The following is a 23580-nucleotide window of genomic DNA, read 5'->3' as shown; positions in this document are numbered from 1 at the left end:
CAATGCGAACGCGGGGAAATCCCGCGAAGATTCGAGCGAAGAGCCCGAGGAGACAGTGTGATATTCAACAGAGGAACCACGACGCCCCGCGGGCGCGCTCTCGGCGCCGCCACCGTCGCTGTGCTGGCCGCCGCCGGAACCCTGGTCGCGGTCCCCGCGGCCCAGGCGGCCGCGCCGACCGCCTCCCACCTCGCACGAGGTGAGACCAGCACGACCTTCTCCATCCCGCCGGGGGTCACGACCTACCAGGCCACGGCCGGCGGCGCCCACGTCACCGTCACGCGCTCGCCCAAGGTCTCGCCCGCCGTCACCATCAACTGCCAGGTGACGGCCTCCAGCCCGTTCCGCTTCTACGGCGGCCCCGTCCACTACCCCAGCGGCAGCGGCGTGGAGGGCCTGGCACACACCACGTGCGACCAGGTCGTGAACACCATCGACCTGCTGGTGGTGCTGTTCAGGAGCAATACGGCGGTCGCCTCGAACGAGACGTTCACCTACTCCACCCTCCAGGGCGCGGCCGACACCGAGTACGCGTACACCCCGGGCTGGACGTGGCAGACCGGTGCCCAGGCCGCGGTCACCTTCCCCGACGGGACCACCGGCGTGAGCACGCCCGCCTACAGCGCGGCCACGTACATCCCCTGACTCCGACCCGGCCGGACGCACCACGGCCCGTGCCCGCGCGGTTCGTACAAGCGACTCAGAGCGTTTCGGCGTTGTCCCTCTTTGATGAACTGCGCTATTTGCCGCAGCGTAGCTCTGCGCGTGACGCCAATGGTGTACCGCTGTCAGATCGGCGCTGGATACCTGCCGAGCTGAGGACGCAGAATCATCGGGGCTGGGCAAGCGCGGATCGACGAAAGCCGCCATCCGTTGTCCGCTGCTCGCCGCCGTCGTGAATCGTCCGATTGTCACGCTGGATGCGTCCGCCGGCGGACTCATGACCAGGGTCCCCGTGGCCGCCACCGAGGGGGGTCATAGGCCCCGATCCTAAGGTCGGAGTAGAGCTCGAACGTGCTTCTGGCCTGCACGTACAGGCCCGAGCGAAAAGGGCATGTCGCAACCGGTGCACACGCGGCAGCCTCAACCGACGAGATGAGGTGAGAGGTGCCGCACGGCGTCGACCGAGGATGCTGGTGGGCGGGCGGCTTCGCGGTGCCCCGGAAACGGCACCGGTGGAGTGGCGAGGCAGCTGCCGCAGTCGTTCGCGCGGGCCGGGCGCGCCGGGGGTGATTCCCGCACATGGCGGTCGGGGAATCAGTGCCTTCGCCAGCGTTCCGCGGCCTCCGTGAGGAGCGTCAGGCCGTGGCCCGGCGCGCCGTCCGCGCCCGGGCGCACCCTACCGCGGGCCGGGTCGAGGGTGCCGGTGAACAGCTCCTGCTCGATGCGTACGTGGTCGTGGAACCACTCCAGGTGCCGCACGTTCGGGACCGCTGCCGCGGCGTGCGCGTGCAGATGCGGGGCGCAGTGGCCGGACACCTGGAGCCCGCGGGCCTCCGCCAGGGCCGCGGCACGCAGCCACACCGAGATGCCGCCGCAGCGCGTGACGTCCACCTGGAGGCAGTCCACCGCCTCCGCCGCGAGCATCCGCTCGAAGTAGCCCAGCGTGGAGCCGTACTCCCCGGCGGCGACGTCCGCCCGCACGCCGTTTCGTACCCGGGCCAGGCCCGGCAGGTCGCCCAAGGAGACCGGCTCCTCGAACCAGGTGACCCCCTCCGCGTCCAGGTGGCTGCCCATCCGCAGTGCCTGCTTGGCGCCGTAGCCGCCGTTCGCGTCGACGTACAGTTCGGCGTCGCCGACCGAGCGGCGGGCGCGGCTGATCCGCTCCCGGTCCCGTGTCTCCGCCGTGCCCCAGGACTCGCCGATCTTGATCTTCACCCGGGGGATGCCCAGTTCCTCGGTCCAGGAGCGCAGTTGCCGGTCCTGCCGCCGGTCGTCGTACGTGGTGAAGCCGCCGCTGCCGTAGACGGGCACCCGCGTGCGGGCCGCGCCGAGCAGGGTCACCAGCGGCAGCCCGATCAGGCGCGCCTTGAGGTCCCACAGCGCGATGTCCACCGCCGAGACGGCGTGCCCCGCGATGCCGGGACGGGCGGCGTTGCGCACCGCGCGGGTCATCGCCTCGTTCGCCGCGGGCACGTCGAACGCCGGGCGCCCGGTGACGACGGGAGCGAGGTGCTCCTCGACGACGACCGCTGCGGCCGGCGAGGCGTACGTCCAGCCGAGGCCGGTGGCACCGGCCGCTTCCGCGTGCACGACGACCAGCGTGGTGTCGGACCAGGCCAGGGTGCCGTCGGCTTCCGGGCTCTCGGTCGGTACGGTGTACACGGCGGTGCGCAGTTCGCGGACGAGCGGCGCGCCGCCCGCGGCCGTACCGCCCGCACCGCCGTCCCGCCCGGGGCCGCCGCTCACCCCTCGTCGCCGGCGCCCGGCCGGTCCTCGCGGTGCCTGCGGCCCGGCAGCATCTCCTGGAGCTTGGCCTTCACGCCCTGCCGCACCATCGCCGCCCGGTCCGGGTCGCCGTGCAGCAGCGACGAGGCCGCCGCCTCGATCTGGTCCCAGGTGGCGTGCGGCGGGATGGGCGGCACGGCGGGGTCGGTGCGGAAGTCGATGACGAAGGGCCGGTCCGCGGCCAGCGCCCGCCGCCACGCGTCCTGCACACCACCGGGCTCCTCCACCCGGACGCCCTCCAGGCCGATGGAGCGCGCGAAGCCCGCGTACTGCACGTCGGGGAGGGACTGCGAGGGCAGGAACTGCGGGGCGCCCTCCATGGCGCGCATCTCCCACGTCACCTGGTTGAGGTCGTGGTTGTTCAGCACCGCGACGACCAGCCGCGGGTCCGTCCAGTCCTGCCAGTACTTGGCCGCCGTGATCAGCTCGGCCATGCCGTTCATCTGCATGGCCCCGTCCCCGACGACGGCGAGCGCGGGCCGGTCGGGGTGTGCGAACTTCGCGCCGATGGCGTACGGCACACCCGGTCCCATCGTGGCCAGCGTGCCGGACAGCGACCCGCGCATCGCGCCGCGCATCCGCAGGTGCCGGGCGTACCAGTTGGCCGCCGAGCCGGAGTCCGCCGAGAGCATCACGTCCGTCGGCAGCAGCTCGTCCACGGCGTGCACCACGTACTCGGGGTTGATCGGGTCGGCGTCCACGGCGGCCCGCCGCTGCATGACCTCCCACCAGCGGGCGGTGTTCTTCTCGATGTCCTTGCGCCAGGTGCCGTGCTTCTTCGCGTTCAGCTGCGGCAGCAGCCGCTTCAGCGTCCCGGCCGCGTCTCCGACGAGGTTCACCTCGAAGGGGTAGCGCAGTCCGATCATGAACGGGTCGGCGTCGATCTGCACCGCCCGTGCTTGCCCGAATTCCGGCAGGAACTGCGTGTAGGGGAAGCTGGAGCCGACCACGAGCAGTGTGTCGCAGTCCCGCATCATCTCGTACGAGGCGCGGGTACCCAGCAGCCCGATCGACCCGGTGACGTACGGCAGGTCGTCGGGCAGGACGTCCTTGCCCAGCAGCGCCTTGGCGACGCCCGCGCCCAGCAGGTCGGCGGCGTGCTCGACCTCGGAGCGGGCACCCCGCGCACCCTGCCCCACGAGGATCGCGACCTTCTTCCCCGCGTTGAGCACCTCCGCCGCCCGGTGCAGATCCTCGTCGGACGGCACGGGTGCGTAGTGCGCGACGCCCAGGCTGGAGGGCACCATCTTGAACGCGTGCGTCGGCGGGCTGTAGTCCAGCTCCTGCACGTCGGCCGGGATGATGACGGCGGTGACGGTGTGCCGGGCGTACGCGGTGCGCAGCGCCCGGTCCAGCACGTTGGGCAGCTGCTCGGGCACCGTGACCGTCTCGCAGAAGTCGGCGGCGACGTCCTTGTAGAGACTCGCCAGATCCACCTCCTGCTGGTAACTGCCGCCCATGGCGCTGCGGTTGGTCTGGCCGACGATCGCGACGACGGGCACGTGGTCGAGTTTCGCGTCGTACAGGCCGTTGAGCAGGTGGATGGCGCCGGGGCCCGACGTGGCCGCGCACACCCCGACCCGCCCGGAGAACTTCGCGTAGCCGACCGCCTCGAAGGCGGCCATCTCCTCGTGCCGCGCCTGGACGAAGCGCGGCTTGTCGCCCGCCCGGCCCCAGGCGGCGAGCAGGCCGTTGATGCCGTCGCCCGCGTAGCCGAAGACGTGCTCGACGTCCCATTCGCGCAGGCGGTGCAGTACGTAGTCGGACACCTTCATCGACACGGGAAGTTCCTCTCGTCGTCGGGGATTTCCGGGGGAGCCGTGCGCTCAGCGCCACAGTCGGCGCAGCACCGCGTACAGGCCGGCGGCCGGGGCGGCGACCGCGAGGGCCGCAGCCACGGTGACCAGCCGGGCGCCGGCGGCGCTCGGCGGGGCGGGGCGTTCGGCGGCCTTCTCCGGGTGGTCGGCGGGCGCGGGCCCGTCGAGGCCGAGCGCCAGCGCCTCCGCGAGGTGCAGGGCGCCGCGCCCGGTGCCGCCCTGCTCGATCTGGGTGCGGCAGCTGAAGCCGTCGGCGACGACCAGGGCGCTCGGCGCCGCGGCCCGCACACCGGGCAGCACGCCCAACTCACCGATGGCCTCGGACAGTTCCTTGTGCCCGGCCTCGAAGCCGAAGTTGCCGGCCAGGCCGCAGCAGCCCTCGTCCAGGACGTTCGCGTCCAGACCCGCCCTGCGCATCAGCTCGCGGTCGGCGTCGAAGCCGGTCACGGCGTGCTGGTGGCAGTGCGTCTGCACGGTGGCCGCGCGGGTCAGCACCGGCGGGGTCCACCCCTCGGGGGCCTTGTGCAGCAGCAGTTCGGAGAAGGTCAGGAACTGCCCGGCGAGCCGCCGCAGGTCCTGGTCGTCGGGCAGCAGTTCCGTCGCATCGGCGCGGAAGACCGCCGTGCACGACGGCTCCAGGCCCACCACGGGCGTACCCGCCTCGATCCACGGCCGCAGCACCGCCGCCGTCCGCGTCAGCACCCGTTTGGCCAGATCCAGCTGGCCGGTCGAGATCAGGGTCAGACCGCAGCACACACCTTTTTCCGGTACGGCCACCCGAAATCCCGCGTCCTCCAGCACCTTCACCGCCGCGCGGGCCACGGACGGGTGGAAGTACGTACTGAACGTGTCGGGCCACAGCACCACCGCCCGCGGGTCCCCGGGTTCCGGCGGCGCCGTGCCCCGCTCCCGCCACCAGCGCAGGAAGGACTCTTCCGCGAACAGCGGCGCCTCGCGGTCGGCCACCCCCGCCAGGCGCTTGCCCAGCGCGGCGACCCCCGGCGCCCGCAGTGCCGCGTTCACCGCGCCCGGCGCGACCTGCGCGCCGCGCGCCCACAGCGGTAGCCAGCCGAGCGCGTAGTGCGCCGCCGGGCGCAGCCGCCCCCGGTAGTGGTGGGCGAGGAACTCCGCCTTGTACGTGGCCATGTCCACGCCCACCGGGCAGTCGGACTTGCAGCCCTTGCACGACAGGCACAGGTCGAGGGCGTCACGGACCTCGGGGGAGCGCCAGCCCTCGGTGACCGGCGAGTCGTCGTGGCCGCCGATCATCTCGAACAGCAGCCGGGCCCGGCCCCGGGTCGAGTGCTCCTCCTCGCCGGTCGCCCGGTAGGACGGGCACATCACCCCGCCCTCGTGGCTGCGGCAGTTCCCGACGCCCACGCAGCCCATCACGGCCTGGTTGAACGAGTGGCCGTCCTCCGGGTAGCCGAAGTACGCGTCCGAGTCGTCGCGGGGCCGCCAGGCGGGTCCCAGCCTGAGGTCGGCGTCCGCCGGGTGCGGGGCCACGACCTTGCCCGGGTTCATCCGGTCGTCCGGGTCGAACAGCGCCTTCAGCTCCTCGAAGGCGCCCATGAGGCGGTCGCCGTACATGGTGCGCAGCAGCTCGCCGCGGGCCTGCCCGTCGCCGTGCTCGCCGGACAGCGAACCGCCGTAGGAGACGACCAGCTCGGCCGCCGCACGCAGGAAGTCGTGGAAACGTGCCACCCCCTCCGCGGTGCGCAGCCCGAACGGGATGCGGGTGTGCACGCAGCCCTGCCCGAAGTGGCCGTACAGTGCGGGGTGGTCGTAGTCGAAGCGCGCGAAGAGCGCCTTGAGGTCGCGCAGGTAGTCGCCGAGGCGGTCGGGCGGCACCGCCGAGTCCTCCCAGCCCTCCCACGTCTCGCGCTCGTCCGGCGGCCGGGCGGTCACGCCGAGCCCCGCCTCACGGGCCTTCAGCATCCGCTGCTCGCGGGCGGTGTCGTCGGAAAGCGCCACGTCCGGGTCGTCAGTGCTTCTGCCGAGGGCCGCGAGCAGCTCCTCCGCCTGCCAGTCGGCCGCCCGCTGGTCGTCGCCGGTGAACTGGAGCAGCAGCCAGCTGCCGCCGTCGGGGAAGGACCGCAGCGACTCCAGGTGGCTGCCCTCCTCCCGCATCAGCTGCGCCATGCGGTCGTCCAGTGCCTCCAGCTCCGCGGGCGAGCTGTGTTCGAGGATGCGCGGTACGTCGTCGGCGGCGGCGCAGATGTCGGGGTAGCCGAGCACCAGCATCGCGTCGGCGGCGGGCGCCGGCACCAGGTCCAGCTCGGCGTGCAGCACCGTGGCGAGGGTCCCTTCGCTGCCGACGAGGGCGCGCGCCACGTGGAAGCCGTTCTCCGGCAGCAGGTCGTCGAGGTTGTAGCCGGACACCCGGCGCGGGATCTTCGGGAAGCCGCGCCGGATGTCGGCGAGGTGGCGGTCGCCGATCCGGCGCATGCCCGCGTAGAGCTCGGCCCGCCGGTCGCCCTGCGCGGTGATCGCGTCGTACTCCTCCGGCGGGGTGCGGCCCACCCAGCAGCGCGTCCCGTCGTAGGTGAGGATCTCCAGGCGGCGCACGTTGTCCACCGTCTTGCCGTACGCCTGCGCCGAGGCGCCGCACGAGTTGTTGCCGATCATGCCGCCCAGCGCGCAGTGGCTGTGCGTGGACGGTTTTGGACCGAACCGCAGCCCGCAGGCCGCGAGCTGCCGGTTCAGTTCGTCCAGCACGATGCCCGGTTCGACGACGCAGGTCCTGTTGTCCGGGTCCACGGACACCAGGCCGTCGCAGAACTTCGTCCAGTCCACGACGACGGCGGTGTTGGTGCACTGCCCGGCCAGGCTCGTCCCGCCGCCGCGGGACAGCAGCGGGGCGCCGAACCTGGCGCAGACCGCCACGGCGGCCGCCCCCGCTTCGATGTCGTGCGGCACCACCACCCCGAGCGGAACCTGCCGGTAGTTGGAGCCGTCCGTGGCGTAGGCGCCGCGGCTGCCGGCGTCGAAGCGAACCTCGCCGTCCACCTCGGCGCGCAGGGCGTCTTCCAGTGCGGCCAGGTCGAGCGTGTCGGGGGATTCCTCGGACGTCGGGCGTTCGACGGTGCTCATGCGAGTTCGGGTGCCCGCTCGCCCGCGGCGTATTCGGCGGGTCCCGGCGCCCGGCGTGTCGCACGGGCGGGCCGTAACCGGCACGCATGACCGTCCGCCGACCGGGCAGCCGCAGGGGGCACCGACCGGGAACCATGCTCACGGAGGGCTCCATGACGCGCTACGGCTATTTCCTGTCCTGCGAAGAGTTCACCCCGCGCGAGCTGCTGGAACAGGCGCGGATGGCCGAGCAGGCCGGCTTCACGGGGCTGGCGATCTCCGACCACTTCCACCCCTGGACCGGGGAGCAGGGGGAGAGCGCCTTCGTCTGGTCGGTGATCGGCGCGCTCTCCCAGGTCACCTCCCTGCCGGTCACCACGCTCGTGACCTGCCCGACGGTACGGATCCACCCGGCGGTCAACGCGCAGGCGGCGGCCACCGCGGCGTCGTTGCTCGACGGCGGCTTCCGCTTCGGCATCGGCACCGGCGAGGCGCTGAACGAGCACGTCACCGGCGCCAACTGGCCGGACGCGCCGACCCGTATGCGGATGCTGGAGGAGGCCGTACAGATCATCCGCGAGCTCTTCACCGGCGACCAGGTCACCCACCGCGGCCCGCATTACACGGTGGAGAACGCCCGCCTCTACACCCTCCCCGACGAGCCGCCGCCGCTGTACGTGTCCGGCTTCGGCCCACTGGCGGCAGCCATGGCGGGACGGATCGGCGACGGCTTCGTGACCATGAAACCCGACGCCGAGCTGGTGGGCGCCTTCCGCCGCGGCGGTGGGGGCGACAAGCCTGTCGTCGGTGGTCTGAAGGTGTGCTGGGACACCGACCGCGACCGCGCGGTGGACACCGTGCACCGGCTCTGGGCCACCGAACAGCTGCCCGGCGAGATCAACCAGATCCTTCCCACGCCCGAGCACTTCCAGCAGGCCCGCACCCTGGTCGGCCGGGACACCACGGCGGCAGCCGGCACCTTCGGCGCCGACCCCGACGAGCACATCGCGGCCGTCCGCGAGTACGTGGAGGCCGGCTTCGACGAGGTGTACATCGGGCAGGTGGGCCCCGATCAGCGGCAGTTCTTCGACGCCTACCGCAGCCAGGTGCTCCCCGCCCTCCAGGACCCCGCCCGCGCCGCCTGAGCCCCCGCCGCTGTCCGCGACGGCGGCGCTACACCCTGCGGCGACGCGTCGCCGCCGCGCCCAGCGCGACCGCTGCCGCGGCGGCGGCCAGCCCGAGGCGGGGGTGCCGCGCCGCCCTGGCCTGGGGAGAGCGCGCATGGGACCGGTCGTCGAAGGCGCCGTGTGCACCGAAGTCATGGCCTCCCGCCCGGTCCAGGGGCTGCCACAGGTTGTGCGGCCGGTTGGGCGGTGCGGGCTCCGCGGTCTGCTGGGAGTCGTAACCGGTACGCGCCAGGTAGCGGTCGAGCAGGCCGGCCGCGACCTTGTTGCCCAGGATGGTGGCCACGGTGGAGGCGCCCACGTAGTACTGCTTGCGGCGCGGGTGGGCCGCGGCGTGGACGACCGCCCGCGCGGCCACCTCGGGCTGGTAGATGGGCGGCACGGGCTGCGGGTGCCGTGGCAGCCGGGTGAGCACCCAGGAGAACTGCGGGGTGTTGACCGCGGGCATCTGCACCACCGTGACGTGCACGTTGCTTCCGCGGTGCATCAGCTCGGTGCGCACCGACGAGGTGAAGCCGTTCACGGCGTGCTTCGCCCCGCAATAGGCCGACTGGAGCGGGATCGACCGGGCCCCGAGCGCCGAGCCGACCTGCACCACTGTGCCGTGGTCGCGCGGGACCATACGGGCCAGCGCCTCGCGGGTGCCGTTGACGTACCCCAGGTACGACACCTCGGTCACCCGCCGGAACTCGTCCGGCGAGATGTCGGTGAACTGGGCGAAGACCGAGGTGAAAGCCACGTTCACCCACACGTCCAGCGGCCCGAACGCCTCCTCCACCGCGTCCGCCGCCGTGGCCACGGCCCGGTGGTCGGCCACGTCGGTGGGCACCACGAGCGCTTCGCCGCCCAGCTCCCGCACCTCCGCCGCTGCCGCCTCCAGCCCGGCCCGTCCGCGCGCCAGCAGCCCGATACGGGCCCCGCGCTGCGCGAACTCCCTCACCACCGCGCGTCCGATGCCGCCGCTCGCGCCGGTGACGACCACCGTCTGCCGCCGTGCGCGCGCCCGCCCGGCCTTCCGGTCACGCCGGCCGTCGGCACTGTCGTCCGTGCCCTCGCCGTCCTTCGGTGCGTCGCTCATCGCCGCGCGTCTCCTTTCCGTACGCAAAGTGGTGCTGCCTGCGGTTACCCCGTGGCGGGCCCGGCATGCGACCGCCTGCCGTCCGGGGGCCGTGGGGCGTACCGCACCGTGGCCGGGCGCCGGCCGACGCGACGTACGCGTGCGGGTGCCGGGCGACCGCGAGGGGGACGGCCCGGCTGGGTGTCTCGGCCGGGGTGAGCGGCTGGAATGTGTTCTTCCGTATCGGGTAGTCGGCGGGGAGGGAGTGGTGGGGCCGCCACCGCGGGCACCGTTTGAGGAGGTGCGTATGACGGGCAGCGGGCAGGACGGCCGCTACGCGGCCGTGCTCTTCGACGTCGACGGCACGCTGATGGACACTGTCCCGTTGCATACCGTCGCCTGGTGGGAGGCGTTGCGCCAGAGCGGGCGGACGGTCGCGATGACCGATATCCAGCGGGCGGTCGGGATGGACGGTACGCATCTGCTCGACACCTTGGTGGGCGGGGACCGTGACCGTGGGGGCGACGCCGGGCTCAAGGGCGCGCACGACGCGGTCTACGCGCAGTTCTGGTCGCGGCTGGCTCCGCTGGAGGGTGCCGCCGACCTGGTGCGGGCCTGTGCGGCCCGTGGGCTGCGGGTTGTCCTGGCGTCGTCGGCGTCCGGGAGGGAGGCGGAGGTGATGGTCGGTGCGCTGGGTGCCGGGGATGCCGTGCATGCCGTGACGACCTCCGACGACGTCGAGGCGGGCAAGCCCGCGCCCGACGTGGTGCGGCGGGCGCTGGAGCGGGCGGACGTCGCCCCCGGGCGGGCGGTGTTCGTCGGGGACGCGGTGTGGGACCTGCAGTCCGCGGGGAAGGCCGGGGTCACCGGCCTCGGTGTGCTCACCGGCGGCGGCTACTCCCGTGAGGAGCTGCTGGAGGCCGGTGCCGCCCGCGTCTACCGCTCGCCCGCCGACCTGCTCGAACGGCTCGACGACAGCCCGATCGGCGCGCTCGCCGCGGGGAAGAGCCCCGGCTGACCGGCGAGCCCAGGCCCGGGTCGAAGCGGTTGACCGCTTTGACCAGCCCGAGCGGCGGCCACCTGGCGCAGGTCGTCGAGGGATTCGCCGCGGTCTCGGTAGCGGCGGGCGAGGCGTTCGGACATCGGCAGCCACGCCGTGACCAGTCGCTCACACAGCGTGCTCCGCTCGCTGAGGGGCCTGGTCTCCTGAAGTTGCCGGAGCAACTGGTCGGAGCCGGCCGGCTCGTCATGGCTGTGGGGCGTACTGACGGGGAACGCAGTGGAGGGCATGAGGCACTCCCCTCGCCGGAGTGGGGAACAGGCCCGTGGCTCGGATGCGGAGCGGGTGCGGGGCCGGAACACCGTAGTCCGCCGTCCCGGAAACCGTACGGCGCGTGCCCGTCCCATCCGCCCCAAACGGCTCCTGCCGCGCAGCGCCACCCGGATGCCACGCGGGAGATACGGGCCCACCGAGGCCTCGCCGAGAAACTGCGGGCTGTGGGTCCGTTCGGGGCAAACACCGGTTCAGCGCGATTCCCTGCGGTGATGCGGGGAACCCGGAACTCGGCCGGTACTCGCCGACCGGCCACCGCGCGCCGCGCCCGGCTGCCGGGCGCGGCGCCTCGACCACCCCGCCCTCGCGGCCCGGCGCTGTCTCAGGGCCGCGGGGGCCGCCAGGCGTCCGCAACCGTGAGGAGAGCTGCCGTGAGCGGCACCGACCACCAGCGCAACGAGATCCCCGGAGCCCCGGCCCCCGAGCCGCCGTCGGTGGACGAGCCCACGACGCCCCGCGAGCCGCTGCCGCCGAAACCCGACCAGCGCGGACCCGAGACCGTCAGTCCCACCGGGCAGCCGACCGGCGCTGACCGGGCCGATGTCGCGCAGCGCGGCGCGTACCTGACGACCGCCCAGGGCGCGCGGCTGTACGACACGGACCACTCGCTCAAGGCGGGTCCGCGGGGTCCGGTGCTGCTCCAGGATCACCACCTGCGGGAAAAGATCACCCACTTCGACCACGAGCGCATCCCGGAGCGTGTGGTGCACGCCCGTGGCGCCGCGGCGCACGGTGTGTTCGAGTCCTACGGTACGGCCGCGCGCATCACCCGCGCGGCTTTCCTGGCCGAGGGCGTCCGCACCCCGGTCTTCGTGCGTTTCTCCACCGTCCTCGGCTCACGCGGCTCCGCCGACACGGTGCGCGACACCCGCGGATTCGCCACGAAGTTCTACACCCAGGAGGGTGTCTTCGACCTCGTCGGCAACAACATCCCGGTGTTCTTCATCCAGGACGCCATCAAGTTCCCGGACGTCATCCACGCCGGCAAGCCGCATCCCGACCGGGAGATCCCGCAGGCGCAGAGCGCGCACGACACCTTCTGGGACTTCGTCACCCTGCACACCGAGGCGACCTTCCACACCCTCTGGAACATGTCCGACCGGGGCATCCCGCGCTCGTACCGGATGATGGAGGGCTTCGGCGTCCACACCTTCCGGCTGGTGGACGCCGAGGGGGCCACCACGCTGGTGAAATTCCACTGGAAGCCGCGGCTCGGCGTGCACTCCATGGTGTGGGAGGAGGCGCAGATCACCTCGGGGGTGGACCCCGACTTCCACCGCAGGGACCTCGCCGACGCCATCGAGTCCGGCGCGCACCCGCAGTGGGAGCTGGGCGTGCAGACCTTCCCGGACACCAAGGACCAGATGTTCGAGGGCATCGACCTGCTCGACCCGACCAAGATCGTGCCCGAGGAGCTGGCGCCCGTGCAGCCGGTCGGGCTGCTCACGCTCGACGCGAACCCGTCGAACTACTTCGCCGAGACCGAGCAGGTCGCCTTCCACGTCGGCAACCTCGTCCCCGGCGTCGACGTCACCAACGACGCGCTCATGCAGGGCCGGCTGTTCTCCTACGTCGACACGCAGATCACCCGGCTCGGCGGCCCGAACTTCCCGCAGCTGCCGATCAACCGCACCCACGCCCCCGTCAACGACATGCTGCGGGACGGCATGCACCAGACCGCCGTGCACCGCGGTGTGGCGCCCTACCGCCCCAACTCCCTCGACGGCGGCTGCCCCTTCACCGCCGGGGCCGACACGGGCGCGTACATCGAGGCGCCGGTGGAGGTGCCCGCCTCCCGCAAGGTGCGCGACGCCGCCGCCTCGTTCGACGACCACTTCAGCCAGCCCCGGCTGTTCTGGCGCAGCATGACCGCGCCCGAGCGGGAGCACATCGCCGCCGCGTACGCCTTCGAGCTGGGCAAGTGCTACGAGACCGCGGTCCAGGAGCGCGGCCTGAAGGTGCTGGCCAACATCGACGGTGAGCTGTGCCGCACGGTCGCGGCGGGCCTCGGCCTGCCCGCGCCCGAGCCGACCGTCGCGCTCGCCGACCCCGAACCCAGCGCGGCGCTGTCGCAGCTCGGCCAGGAGTGGCCGGTGGACGGCCGGGTCGTCGGCATCGTCGTCGGCGATGCCGCGCAGGACGTCACCGAAGCGCGGCAGGAGGCGCTGGCCGCGGGGATGGTGCCGCTGGTGATCGCCCCGACCGGCGGCGAAGGCGTCCAGCGTACGTTCGCCACCGCGCGCTCCGTCGAGTACGACGCCCTCGTGCTGGCCGCGGCGCCGCAGCCAGCCGCCGACGCCCACGGGGTCCGCGACGCCAAGGTGTCCGAGGACGCCGACGCCGTCACGGACGTCGACTCGCGCGTCCTGCTGCTGCTGACCGAGGCCTACCGGCACGGCAAAGCCGTGGCCGCGTACGGCGACGGCCAGGCGCTGCTCGACGCGGCCGGACTCACCGTCTCGGATCCCGGCGTGGTCACGGCCTCGGGCGGCGCCGAAGCCCTGGAGCGGCTGATCCCGCTGCTGCGGGCCCATCGGGTGTGGGACCGCTTTCCCCCTGTCCTCGGCAGCTGAACCGCACGGCAACGGGGGCGCCGCCGGGCGGCGCCCCCGTTGGGCGGACGGGTGCCCTTACTGATCGTTTCAGAATGACTTTCGAAGGCGTCGAAGGCAGATGATGCTGCAGGCGAGGTCGAGGAGTCCCTGGTGGAGATCGGCGTGTCGCTCGTACCGGGTACGGAGGTGCTTGAACTGGTGGAGCCAGGCGAAAGTGCGCTCCACGACCCAGCGGACCTTGCCGAGTCCGGAGCCGTGGGCGATGCCGCGTCGGGCGGTCATCGGTTTGATGCCGCGCTTCCACAGCAGGCGGCGGTACTTGTCGAAGTCGTAACCCCGGTCGGCGAACAGCCGCCGAGGCCTGCGCCGCGGGCCGTCCTCGCAGTCCCCGGATCGGCGGAATCGCGTCCAGCAGGGGCAGCAACTGGGTGACGTCGTGGCGGTTGCCCGCGGTGAGTGTCACAACGAGCGGGGTACCGCAACGGTCCACGATCGCATGGTGCTTGGAACCGGGTCGAGCCCGGTCAACGGGCGAGGGGCCGACATGATCCCACCTTTGAGCGCCCGGACATGCGAGCCGTCCAGCAGCGCAGTCATCCAGATCCAGCAGGCCCGCGCGGCGCAGTTCGGCCAGCAGCGCCGCGTGCAGGCGGGGCCGGACGCCGGCCTCGGCCCAGTCCCGCAGCCGGCGCCGGCCAAGGCTGCCCTGTCGGGAACGCGCAGCCGCCCGGCATGGCGGTGGCGGCGTTCGGGAGCGGGCGGCAGCAACGGCGCCACCCGCTCCCACAGGTCATCCGGAACAAGATCAGAGCACACCTGGACACCCTGCCGACCAAGATCGCCGAGTGCAAGGCATGCGATTCGACTCGGTCCGGGGCGCTCGGTTACACCGACGCGAGCGGTGCCGCGGGTCGGGTGGTCGTGTGGGGTCGGCGGATCGGACGGCCGGGGCGCGCTTCCAGGATCTCCTTGCTGTCCTGGATGACGGGGGTGCCGTTCACGATCACGTGCTGGAAGCCGGTGGATCGCTGCGCGGGCTTGGTGAAGGTCGCGTTGTCCTGCACGGTGGCGAGGTCGAACACCACGATGTCGGCGTCCGCGCCGACCTGGATCCGGCCCTTGTCGCGCATCTGCGGCACCGAGTCCTCCAGGATCTGCGCCGGGATGAGGCTCGTCTTGCGGATCGCCTCCACCAGCGTCAGCTTGGGCTTCGTGCGCTCGGGGCCCCCGCGGGCCCAGCCGGCGAGGAAGCGGGCGAAGCAGCCGGCCGAACGCGGGTGGGCGAAGGCGTCCTCGGGCAGCGGCCAGTCGTCCATCTTCTCGACGAGCGAGCCGTCCGCCCGCACCCACGGCATCGCGTCGGAGGCGATTGCGGCCCCTGGGTGCAGCACGGAGAGGTCGAGCAGTTCGGCGTCCTCGTCGTTGTCGTCCGGGTGCAGGAAGTGCATCACGATGACGGCGCCGGGGTCCGTCTCCTGCAGCTCGTCGATCCTCTCCTGGGTCAGCTTCTCGCCGTTGTACTCCATCGCGGAGGCATCGTCCACGCCCCAGCGGCCGAGCCAGTCCTCCCGGAAGACCTCGGCACCTACGGTGCTGGAGCACGCACCGTAGGGGTACGCCTCGACGCTGATCGGCACACCGCGCTCCTGTGCCTCCGAGACCAGCTCCACGCAGGCCCTGATGTCCCGGCCCGCAACGCTGTTCAGATGGCAGATGTGCATGTGCGCGCCGGTCGCCGCGGCGAGGGAGATGAGTTCGCCGAGCCCTTCGAAGCCGCTGTCCGGTTCCTGGACGGAGAGGTAGCGGATGTGCGTGAAGGTCGGCACCTCGTACTTCGCGGCGAGTTTCGCGAGCGCGTGATATTCCTTGCGCCCGTAGCCTGGCGCGTAGCCGCCGTTGATGCCGATCCCCAGGCCGCCCTCCTCCAGCCCGCGCTCGACGTCGGCGATGATGCGTGCCGTCTCCTCCTCGTCGGCGATGCTCTTCTGCCAGCCGTTGCGCTCGAACGCCTTCTGGAACCAGGTCAGGTCCGCTTTGGGGGGCGCCATGTCCTTCTCCTTCTCCGCGATGCGCGCGTACGTCCACGCGGCGGAGGCGCCGTAGTTGATCGGGCGGCCCTCGGCGGCCACCGTCTCGTAGAACTCCCCGATCGGCAGCAGGCCCGACTCCAGTTCCAGCGCGGTGGTCACCCCGTCGAACGCCTGCATCCACGCGGCGGGCAGCTGCTGGCCGTGCGCGTGGAGGTCGATGAACCCGGGAGCGACGACCAGGCCCGCGGCGTCGATCACCGTCCCACCCTCCAGCGGCCCGTCGGAGATCGCCGCGATACTCCCTCCCTTGAGCCCCACGTTCAGGATCTCGTCGGTGTTCGTCTCCGGGTCGACCACACGCCCCCCGGCGATGACGACGTCGTACGGGCCCGGCTCGTTCGGCCGCACGGGACGTCCGGCAAGGGCTTCCTGCGGGTTCTCGGGCATCTGCACTTCCCAGCTCACTGTTGGTACTTCGTACCCGAGCAAGACTGACAGCCCCTCGGCCCTCGCGTAGTCCGCCCACGGCCCGCATTCACCCGTAGGGAGCAGCCGGCCCGCGGAAGACGCAGCCGTCCGCGATCACATCGCCTCCGGCCTCGCCGGGACCGGCCAGGGAACGCAGCCCACCGCCGTCCGAACGGAGCCGCCGAAACCGCACAGCAACCGGGCCCACCGGGGCGGAACGGCGGGGCGGGCGAAGCCGGGCACTCCCATTCCCCGTCCCAGAGCCCGTAACAGGTCGACGGACAGCACCCTCACCGGCTCCACCGCGGCGTCAAGACGACGGAGGACCCCGCCCCTCGACCGCCCGATCATTCTGAAACGATCAGTTAGGCGGCCCGGACTCCCTCCTTCCGTGCGAGGCGGGCGGAGGCCTCAAGCATCAGCGCGTGCACGAAGGCCTGCGGGAGATTCCCGCGCTGTTCGCGCTGCGCCACGTCGTACTCCTCCGCGTAGAGGCCCGCGCGGCCGCACGCCGCACGGTGGCGCTCGAACCAGCGGTGGGCGGCGCCGGTCCTGCCGCGTCGGTGCTCGGCCGTCGCGACCATGAAGCCGCACATCACGAAGGCCCCTTCGGCCTCGGCGAGGGGGCGTTCGTCGTGCCGGAAACGGTAGGCGAAATGCGGTGGACCAACACCATGATCAAGACCCTCGCGCCGCAGGTGCTCACCAGCCTGTGGCCCCGCGCCGGCCGTCAACTGCCGCAGGTCCGAGAGGAGACCCCCTACGTCCTCCTGGTCTCGTCCTCCGCTCACCCCGCGGCGCGGTGCACGGCGCCCCCGGCGCTGTCGCTGCCCCCGGCGAACGCCCTGTTCAACCGCGCCCAGCGCGGCCTGACGGCCGGATGAGCGGCGGCCCACGGGCGACACCTCTTTGCGCCGCCGCGCAGCGGGTACCCGGTAGGGCAAGGCCAACTTCCCACGACCACGGAGGTCGAACCCGTATGCCCGGCACCCCTCACGCGGAGAACCCCGACACCACCGGCCCCTCCCGTACTTCCGCGCGGCCCGGCCGCCGGGACCGGTGAACGGCGAGGAGGCGGCAGTGGACAGCTCCGACGACACCCACATGACCCCCGACCTCCCGCCGCGGGTGAGCACTCCCGACCTCGCGGGGCAGGGCGGCCCGCGCTCGGACGAGCCGCGCGCCGAACCCGGCGCCGCGAACCCCGCCGCCGCGCGGCCCCGGACCGCCCGCGGGCGCGGGAAGGCCCCACGGCCTCCCGCCCGGTGACGGGACCGCGGGGCCTTCGCCGAAGGTCACCACCGGTACCGGCGACGGCGTCCCCGCCCTCCGCCGCCCGGAAGACGAGGACCACGGCGGTGATCCACCACCGCCACCTGTGTGGACGCCCTCCTCACCGGGGGACGTGAGAGGCCGAGCGGTCGCGGGCCGGGCACCGACGCGGACGACGACATCGTGCCGCCGGCCGTCCGCGTGCCCTGAGCATGGCGCCGGTCGGGGGATGGGGATCCCGCATGGTCCAAGCGCGCGTGCGGATCGCGCCGGGGCACCGGAGGCTGAGGGCATGGCAGAAGAACGCTCCCGGCCGTCCAGAACGGCAACCCGCCGCACGGGTACGCGGACCGCTCCCGTCAAGAACGCCGAGGACGCGGCCCTGCGGGCGGCCCACAGCCTGAGCCGGCTGATCGGCCACACCTCCGACGGCTGCTCGGGAGTCACCCCTGCCGACGACGACGGCTGGCACGTGTGCGTGGACGTCGTGGAGGTTCCCCGCATCCCCGACACCACGAGCCTGCTGGCGACGTACGAGGTGGACCTCGCCGGTGACGGGACGCTCCGTTCGTACCGTCGGGTGCGCCGCTACCGGCGCGGTGCCGCCGACGTCTGAGACGACCCGGCGCGGCCGCCCTCGGCCGGCCCCGAGACCCCGAACCCAGGAAGAAGCGTGCTCCCATGACCGTCATCGCCGAAGACGTCGTCTGCGCCCCCCGCGCGGGAACCCTCTATGACGTCCTGGACCTCATCCTCGACCGCGGCATGGTCATCGACGTCTTTCTGCGGGTGTCCCTCGTCGGGATCGAGATCCTCAAGGTCGATGCCCGCATCGTGGTGGCCAGCGTGGACACGTACCTGCGCTTCGCCGAGATCTGCAACCGGCTCGACCTCGACCACGACTCCACGAGCCGGACCGTCCCCGAGCTGTTCGGCGGCGCATCCGGGGCGATGGCCCGGGCCGGCGGCAAGAAGGCCGCGCACTCGGTCGGTGACAAGGTCAAGGACGCACTCGGGATAGGGGACGGGCACGACGGCGACGACGACGAGGACGAGGACGAGGACAGGGACGGGAAGAAGAGCGGCGCGAAGAAGCGCACCCGGTCCCGTACCGCCGCCCACAACGGCTCGGGCAGCCACAACGGCAGCCGGGCCCGGCGCCGCGACGAGGAGGACTGACCGCCCGTGAGCGTCTACCTCTACGGGGTCACCCGTGCCGGGGTGCAGTTGCCGCGCGGCATCCGCGGCGTCGGTGACCCGCCGGGCCGGGTCCGTACGGCGGCCGTGGGAGAGCTGGCCGCCGTCGTCGGTACCGCCCCCGAAGGACTGCGGGCCCGCCGCAGGGACCTGAAGGCCCATCAGGAAGTGCTGCTCGCGGTCGCGGCGGCGGGCCCGCTGCTGCCCACCCGCTTCGGCGTCGTCGCCGCGGACGAGGAGGCCGTGACCGAACGGCTGCACGCCGACGCGGGCGGCTACGCCGCTGCCCTGGACCGGGTGGACGGCCACTGCGAGATGAACCTCAAGGCCTCCCCGGTGGAGACGGGTCTCGCCGACCTGCTGCGCGAGGACGCGCAGGTGCGCAGGCTCCGGCAGGAGAGCCGGCAGCGCCCCGGATACGACCTGAGCATCCGGCTCGGCGAGGCGGTCGTCAACGGGCTGCGGCGCAGGGCCGCCGAGGCCGGGCGGGAGGCCGTCGAGGCGGTCGGCGCGCTCGCCGCCGGGGTGCAGCCCGGCCCCGAGGTGCCTGGCTGCGTCCTCAACGTCTCCTTCCTCGTCCCCGCGGGGCGCGCGGCCGAATGCCACGCTCTTTGCGACGGGCTGGCCGGACGGCTCGCCGACCGCGCCGAACTCCGGCTCACCGGGCCGCTGCCCTGCTACAGCTTCTCCGCGCTCCCCGCCCCCGCCCCCGCCGGCGCCTGACATGGGCCTGTTCTCGGGACTGCTGCTGCTCCCCCTCGCTCCCGTCCGCGGAGTCTGCTGGATCTCCGGCGTGATGCAGGACGAGGCGCTCTCCCAGATGTACGACCCGGGGGTGCTGCGGGCCAGACTGGCCGTCCTCCACCGCGCGTACGACGACGGCGAGATCGACGACGAGCGGTTCGAGGCGGAGGAGGAACACCTGCTGGACCTGCTCGACCGGCCCGCTCACCCACGGTCGACGACGCATCCCCCCTCGAAAGGTGCTCGCTGATGAACAATTCATGCAGGACCGCGATCGCCGCGGCGGTGGCGGGCGGTTACGTCCTCGGCCGCACGCGCAAGGCGAAGATGGCCTTCGCCATCGGAACCTTCCTCGCCGGTCGCCGGTTCGGTCTCACGCCGACCGCCATCGCCGCCGAAGGTCTGCGCCAGCTCCGGGAGAGCCCCCAGCTGGCCGAGCTGCGCGAGCAGATCGGCGGCGATCTCCTCGACGCCGCACGGGCCGCCGCCTCGACGTCCGCCGACCGCCGCTTCGCCGCCTTCGCCGGGACGCTCCGCGACCGGGTGAAGGAGGACATGGCGGGCGGCGAGCCGGAGGACGAGGCCCCCGAGGAGGACGAGGCCGAGGAGGAGTCCCCGTCCGGTGGGCAGGGCTCCGGCCGTGAGGACGGCAACGCCCCCGCGAAACGGGCGGCGGCCAGGAAGAAGGCCCCCGCCAAGAAGCACGCCGAGGGTAGGCCGGGTCCGGCCAAGAAGACGGCCGCGAAGAAGACGGCCGCGAAGAAGACGGCCGCGAAGCGGTCGCGGTCCACGGCGAGCGGACGAGGGAGGTAACCCGACATGGCCAGGCAGAAGGAGAAGGAGCAGCCGGAGACGGGCTCGGGGTTCGACGACCTCCGCGAGCAGTTCCAGCATTTCGTCGGCGACCTGACACAGGGGTGGATCGACAAGGCGAGCGGCAGGGTCTCCGACCTCACCGACCGGCTGAGCGACGTCGCCGAGGGCAAGGGCGGCGGCGACGGCGGCGGCGGCATGCTCGGCATCGGCAGCCGGATGCTGCACGGCGACTCGCCACTCAAGGCGGCGGTCGGCCAGAAGACCAAGGACGCCAAGGACAAGGTGGTCGGCAAGGTGAAGGACGCCGTCGGAGGTGGCGGAGGCGGGGCCGGGAAGGGCGGTGACGTCAAGGCCGTCAACATCGTCGAGTCCCTCGACGTCGGGGTCGCCAGGCGCACCGCGTACGACCAGTGGACGCAGTTCGAGGACTTCAGCGACTTCATGAAGGGCGTACGCGGCGTCTCGCAGGAGGACGACACCACGACCACCTGGAACGCCAAGATCGGCCCCTCCAGCCGCAGCTGGAAGGCGACGATCCAGGAGCAGGTCCCCGACGACCGGATCGTGTGGACCTCCGAGGGCGAGAAGGCCAGCACGACCGGCTGTGTGAGCTTCCACGAGCTGGGGCCCAGCCTCACCCGGGTCCTGGTCGTGGTCGAGTACCGCCCGGCCGGTTTCTTCGAGAAGACCGCCAACCTCTGGCGCGCCCAGGGCAGGCGTCTGCGCCTCGACCTCAAGCACTTCGGCCGGCACATCACCCTGCACGCGGACGACGAGCTGGAGGGCTGGCGCGGCGAGGTCCGTGAGGGCGAGGTCGTGCGCTCCCACGAGGAGGGCCTGGAGGACGACGAGGAGGGCTACGACGAGGAGAACGGCGAGGGGTCCGAGGACGCCGAGGACTTCGACGAGGACGAGGACGAGGAGGGCTACGAGGAGGACGGCGGGGAGGACGCCGACGACGCCTACGAGGACGCCGAGGACGCCGAGGACGCCGAGGACGCCGAGGACGCGTACGAGGAGGAGGACGGCGAGGAAGAAGAGGAAACCCCCCGCAAGCGCGCGAGCGGTCGCCGATGACGGCGCTCGGCTTCCCGGAGACCACCGCCGTCTCCTACGACCGCGACCAGACGCCCTCCACGGTGAACCTCGCCGACATCCTGGAGCGCATCCTGGACAAGGGCATCGTGATCGCCGGGGACATCAAGATCGACCTGCTCGACATCGAGCTGCTCACCATCAGGCTGCGCCTGTTCATCTCCTCCGTGGAGACGGCCAAGAAGGCCGGGATCGACTGGTGGGAGACCGACCCGGCACTGTCCTCCCGCGCCGCCGAGAACGCCCTCGCCCAGGAGAACCGCGACCTTCGTGACCGGTTGGCGGAGCTGGAGGGCGGCGGCCGGACGCGTACGCCCAAGCGCGACCGAGTACGGAGGGACGACGCATGACGGCCGCGCACCCGCCGGTGCTCACGGCCCTCCCCGCGCTCCCGCCCGCAGGGACCACGGCGACCGTGGTCTTCGCGGTGCGGCGGTCCGGCGCCGCGGACCAGCCCCCCGGCACACAGGGGCTGCCCGGCGGCGGCCCGCTGCGCCTGCTGGCGCTTCCCGGCACCGCGCTCGCGGCGGTCGTCCAGGCCGTGCCCGCCGCCGACTTCACCGAGGAGGCGCTGCGCCGCCGGCTCGCGGACGCGCGGGAGCTGGAGACGTGTGCGCGCATCCACCACGCCGTGGTCACCGCGGCTGCCGCGCACGGCCCGGTCGTACCGCTGCCCCTGGCCACCCTCTTCACGGGAGACTCCCGTGCCGCCGTCGCTCTCGCCGGGCAGGAGGCGCGCTTCGCCGCCGCCCTGGACCGGGTCGCCGGACGGGCCGAGTGGGCGGTCAAGGTGCACGTGACCCAGGCCTTGGCCAGTCCGGACACGGGGGAGGGGAGTGGCCCCGACGCCGGGACGGGCGCGGCCTACCTGGCCCGGGTGCGCGGCCGGGAGCGCGAGCGCCGGTCCCGGCAGGACGCGATCGGGCAGGTGACCCGTCGCGTCCACGCGACGGCCCTGTCCTTCGCGGCAGCCTCCGTACGCCGTCCCCCGCACGGCGCCGCGGTGACCGGCCGGGAACGCCGCCAGGTGCTCAACGCCGCCTACCTCGTCGACGAGGTAAGGGCGGCGGACCTGGTCGCCGCCGTCCGGGAGCTCGCCGGGGACCGCGGTGGGCTGGGTGTGCACGTCGACGTGTCCGGTCCTTGGGTGCCGTACTCCTTCACCGGCGAGGCAGAGGCCGACACCGCGGGCGGGGAGCCCGCCCTGTGACCGCCTCCGCCGACGTCGTCCCCTGGCTCGGACCCGACAGCGGGGCACCGCTCGGCGTGCCGCTCGTCGACCTGCTGGACCGGGTCCTCGCCACCGGCGTCGTCATCAGCGGCGACCTGGTCATCGCCATCGCCGACGTGCCGCTGGTCCGGCTCTCGCTGCACGCGCTGCTCGCCTCGGTCAGCGAGCGCGTCCCCGCTCCCTGGAGCGACGGAGGCCCGCTGTGACCGGCGGGCGGGTCGACCTCGACCCCGACAACGCAGCCCGCGATCTGGTCTCCCTCGTCCTCACCCTGGTCGAGCTGGTCCGCCAGCTCCTCGAACGGCAGGCGATCCGCCGTCTGGACCAGGCCGACCTGACGCCGGAGCAGGAGGAGCGCCTCGGCACCGCCCTGATGCACCTCGACGGCGCGATGAACGACCTCTGCGCCCACCACGGACTGCGCCGCGAGGAGCTCAACCTCCATCTCGGCCCCCTCGGACCGCTGCTGGCCGAGCATTCCTGGTAGACGCGGGCGTGCACCCCTGAAAGCCGCAGGGTGCCGGAAAACCTGCGAGCTGGCCCGGTCGCCGACTACCGTGTGGGCACGGTGGCATATCGCGGTGTCGCTCCGCCGCTCTCGTCGGACCGGACGAACCGCGTACACCCGGCAGGACCTGGCCTTGAACACGCCCCCACACCGCTCTGCGCCAAGGGCGTCGCACCGCGCGAGAAGCACACCTTCCGGAGGACTCGTGCTGTCCCGCTGCACCCCGTTGAAGCCCCTGGGTGCGCGGGTGGTCGTGTCGGCCTGCCTTGCCCTCGCAACGACGGGAACGCTCATCGGCTGCTCTTCAGGAAATGACGGCCCGACCGTCAAGCTCGACGGCGTGAAGGCGTGCAGGCTGCTCACCAAGAAACAACTGAAGACCTACGACGTGTCCCGGACCAAGCTCGACACCAACGTGGGCGGCATCTCCTACTGCGAGTGGGAGTCAGATCCTTCCGCCGACCCGTACGAGAGCATATCGGTCTCTCTACGGGCAGGCCGTGACAACAGTTCCGTCGGCAGGAAGAACAAGACCGACCCGGTGGACGGCCTGCGCGCCAGCTTCGCATCTTCCCGCGACTGGGAGCTGCAGGTCGCCACCGGGCCTCGGACGGGCATCATCGACGTGGCCATCCTGAACCAACCGGAGGCGACGCGCCGATTGGCGCACGACGTCGTCAACGCCCTGCGCTGAGTTCGGAGTTACTCCCATCGGGGCGGCCGCCCAGGTAGCGGGCGCGGCCGACTCCCCGC

23 protein-coding genes and 1 pseudogene are annotated in these 23580 nt (G+C 72.6%); 17 read left to right on the top strand and 7 right to left on the bottom strand.

Features of this window, described 5'->3' with window-relative positions:
- Positions 1 to 57 precede the first annotated feature (57 nt).
- Positions 58 to 645 (top strand): hypothetical protein, encoded by a 588-nt coding sequence (locus ACH4PY_RS19880; RefSeq protein WP_398184079.1) that lies wholly within the window; start codon positions 58 to 60, stop codon positions 643 to 645.
- Positions 646 to 1257: 612 nt separating this feature from the next.
- On the opposite strand, the gene ACH4PY_RS19875 is transcribed toward ACH4PY_RS19880, so the two are convergent.
- The 3 genes from ACH4PY_RS19875 to ACH4PY_RS19865 are packed head-to-tail and all read right to left on the bottom strand — an operon-like array spanning position 1258 to position 7358.
- Complete coding sequence (locus tag ACH4PY_RS19875) at positions 1258 to 2409, bottom strand: enolase C-terminal domain-like protein (protein ID WP_398184076.1); 1152 nt, start codon at positions 2407 to 2409, stop codon at positions 1258 to 1260.
- Entirely contained in the window at positions 2406 to 4223 is a 1818-nt protein-coding gene (locus tag ACH4PY_RS19870; protein ID WP_398184661.1) for a thiamine pyrophosphate-requiring protein, read from the bottom strand. The genes ACH4PY_RS19875 and ACH4PY_RS19870 overlap by 4 nt, the downstream gene beginning before the upstream one ends.
- 51 nt (positions 4224 to 4274) lie before the next feature.
- Positions 4275 to 7358 carry an FAD-binding and (Fe-S)-binding domain-containing protein gene (locus ACH4PY_RS19865; protein WP_398184074.1) on the bottom strand — a complete coding sequence of 1028 codons (3084 nt, stop codon included), beginning with the start codon at positions 7356 to 7358 and terminating at the stop codon, positions 4275 to 4277.
- A gap of 152 nt (positions 7359 to 7510) precedes the next feature.
- On the opposite strand from ACH4PY_RS19865, the gene ACH4PY_RS19860 reads away from it, so the two are divergent.
- Positions 7511 to 8482 (top strand): TIGR03557 family F420-dependent LLM class oxidoreductase, encoded by a 972-nt coding sequence (locus tag ACH4PY_RS19860; RefSeq protein ID WP_398184072.1) that lies wholly within the window; start codon positions 7511 to 7513, stop codon positions 8480 to 8482.
- Between the two features lie 28 nt (positions 8483 to 8510).
- Here ACH4PY_RS19860 and ACH4PY_RS19855 read toward each other — a convergent pair whose 3' ends face one another.
- On the bottom strand, positions 8511 to 9599 hold the full coding sequence (locus ACH4PY_RS19855; RefSeq protein WP_398184069.1) for an SDR family oxidoreductase: 1089 nt from the start codon (positions 9597 to 9599) through the stop codon (positions 8511 to 8513).
- A 286-nt stretch (positions 9600 to 9885) separates the two neighbouring features.
- Between ACH4PY_RS19855 and ACH4PY_RS19850 the strand changes: the two genes are divergently transcribed.
- Both ACH4PY_RS19850 and ACH4PY_RS19845 read left to right on the top strand, forming a co-directional pair.
- Positions 9886 to 10596 carry an HAD family hydrolase gene (locus tag ACH4PY_RS19850; RefSeq protein ID WP_398184068.1) on the top strand — a complete coding sequence of 237 codons (711 nt, stop codon included), beginning with the start codon at positions 9886 to 9888 and terminating at the stop codon, positions 10594 to 10596.
- 686 nt (positions 10597 to 11282) lie between these two features.
- Positions 11283 to 13484, top strand: a complete 2202-nt coding sequence (locus ACH4PY_RS19845) for a catalase (RefSeq protein WP_398184065.1) — start codon at positions 11283 to 11285, stop codon at positions 13482 to 13484.
- 69 nt (positions 13485 to 13553) lie between these two features.
- Here ACH4PY_RS19845 and ACH4PY_RS19840 read toward each other — a convergent pair.
- The 3 genes and pseudogenes from ACH4PY_RS19840 to ACH4PY_RS19830 form a co-directional block, all read right to left on the bottom strand.
- Positions 13554 to 14282: pseudogene (locus ACH4PY_RS19840) on the bottom strand (IS5 family transposase).
- A 68-nt stretch (positions 14283 to 14350) separates the two neighbouring features.
- Positions 14351 to 15943 (bottom strand): amidohydrolase family protein, encoded by a 1593-nt coding sequence (locus tag ACH4PY_RS19835; protein WP_398184062.1) that lies wholly within the window; start codon positions 15941 to 15943, stop codon positions 14351 to 14353.
- A gap of 386 nt (positions 15944 to 16329) precedes the next feature.
- Entirely contained in the window at positions 16330 to 16698 is a 369-nt protein-coding gene (locus ACH4PY_RS19830; protein WP_398184658.1) for a glycoside hydrolase family 15 protein, read from the bottom strand.
- Between ACH4PY_RS19830 and ACH4PY_RS19825 the strand changes: the two genes are divergently transcribed.
- The 13 genes from ACH4PY_RS19825 to ACH4PY_RS19765 all read left to right on the top strand — a co-directional run bounded on the left by ACH4PY_RS19825 (position 16621) and on the right by ACH4PY_RS19765 (position 23521).
- Positions 16621 to 16848: a hypothetical protein gene (locus tag ACH4PY_RS19825; RefSeq protein WP_398184702.1), complete on the top strand. Its 228-nt coding sequence runs from the start codon at positions 16621 to 16623 to the stop codon at positions 16846 to 16848. The genes ACH4PY_RS19830 and ACH4PY_RS19825 overlap by 78 nt on opposite strands.
- A gap of 196 nt (positions 16849 to 17044) precedes the next feature.
- Complete coding sequence (locus tag ACH4PY_RS19820; protein WP_398184059.1) at positions 17045 to 17233, top strand: hypothetical protein; 189 nt, start codon at positions 17045 to 17047, stop codon at positions 17231 to 17233.
- A gap of 295 nt (positions 17234 to 17528) precedes the next feature.
- The gene (gene gvpO, locus ACH4PY_RS19815) at positions 17529 to 17852 is read left to right on the top strand and encodes a gas vesicle protein GvpO (protein WP_398184056.1); all 324 of its coding nucleotides are present in this window, start codon (positions 17529 to 17531) and stop codon (positions 17850 to 17852) included.
- Positions 17853 to 17917: 65 nt separating this feature from the next.
- Positions 17918 to 18415 carry a gas vesicle protein GvpJ gene (gene gvpJ, locus ACH4PY_RS19810; protein WP_398184053.1) on the top strand — a complete coding sequence of 166 codons (498 nt, stop codon included), beginning with the start codon at positions 17918 to 17920 and terminating at the stop codon, positions 18413 to 18415.
- Between the two features lie 6 nt (positions 18416 to 18421).
- The gene (locus tag ACH4PY_RS19805; RefSeq protein ID WP_398184050.1) at positions 18422 to 19156 is read left to right on the top strand and encodes a GvpL/GvpF family gas vesicle protein; all 735 of its coding nucleotides are present in this window, start codon (positions 18422 to 18424) and stop codon (positions 19154 to 19156) included.
- A gap of 1 nt (position 19157) precedes the next feature.
- Positions 19158 to 19427: a gas vesicle protein GvpG gene (locus ACH4PY_RS19800; RefSeq protein WP_398184047.1), complete on the top strand. Its 270-nt coding sequence runs from the start codon at positions 19158 to 19160 to the stop codon at positions 19425 to 19427.
- Positions 19427 to 19990, top strand: a complete 564-nt coding sequence (locus ACH4PY_RS19795) for a hypothetical protein (protein WP_398184044.1) — start codon at positions 19427 to 19429, stop codon at positions 19988 to 19990. The genes ACH4PY_RS19800 and ACH4PY_RS19795 overlap by 1 nt, the downstream gene beginning before the upstream one ends.
- Positions 19991 to 19996: 6 nt before the next feature.
- Complete coding sequence (locus ACH4PY_RS19790; RefSeq protein ID WP_398184041.1) at positions 19997 to 21070, top strand: SRPBCC family protein; 1074 nt, start codon at positions 19997 to 19999, stop codon at positions 21068 to 21070.
- Positions 21067 to 21438: a gas vesicle protein gene (locus tag ACH4PY_RS19785; RefSeq protein ID WP_398184038.1), complete on the top strand. Its 372-nt coding sequence runs from the start codon at positions 21067 to 21069 to the stop codon at positions 21436 to 21438. Before ACH4PY_RS19790 ends, ACH4PY_RS19785 begins: the two co-directional genes overlap by 4 nt.
- Positions 21435 to 22298, top strand: coding sequence for a GvpL/GvpF family gas vesicle protein (locus tag ACH4PY_RS19780; protein WP_398184035.1), 864 nt, complete (start codon positions 21435 to 21437; stop codon positions 22296 to 22298). The genes ACH4PY_RS19785 and ACH4PY_RS19780 overlap by 4 nt, the downstream gene beginning before the upstream one ends.
- A complete protein-coding gene (locus ACH4PY_RS19775) occupies positions 22295 to 22525 on the top strand; it encodes a gas vesicle protein (protein ID WP_398184032.1) in 231 nt (76 codons plus the stop codon). The genes ACH4PY_RS19780 and ACH4PY_RS19775 overlap by 4 nt, the downstream gene beginning before the upstream one ends.
- Complete coding sequence (locus ACH4PY_RS19770) at positions 22522 to 22806, top strand: gas vesicle protein K (protein ID WP_398184029.1); 285 nt, start codon at positions 22522 to 22524, stop codon at positions 22804 to 22806. Before ACH4PY_RS19775 ends, ACH4PY_RS19770 begins: the two co-directional genes overlap by 4 nt.
- Positions 22807 to 23074: 268 nt before the next feature.
- Positions 23075 to 23521, top strand: coding sequence for a hypothetical protein (locus ACH4PY_RS19765; RefSeq protein ID WP_398184026.1), 447 nt, complete (start codon positions 23075 to 23077; stop codon positions 23519 to 23521).
- Positions 23522 to 23580: the final 59 nt, after the last annotated feature.

Origin of the sequence: Streptomyces sp. NPDC021224 (genome assembly GCF_044332905.1) — a bacterium.
Lineage (GTDB): Bacteria > Actinomycetota > Actinomycetes > Streptomycetales > Streptomycetaceae > Actinacidiphila.
This window is presented reverse-complemented; position numbering and strand designations above follow the sequence as displayed.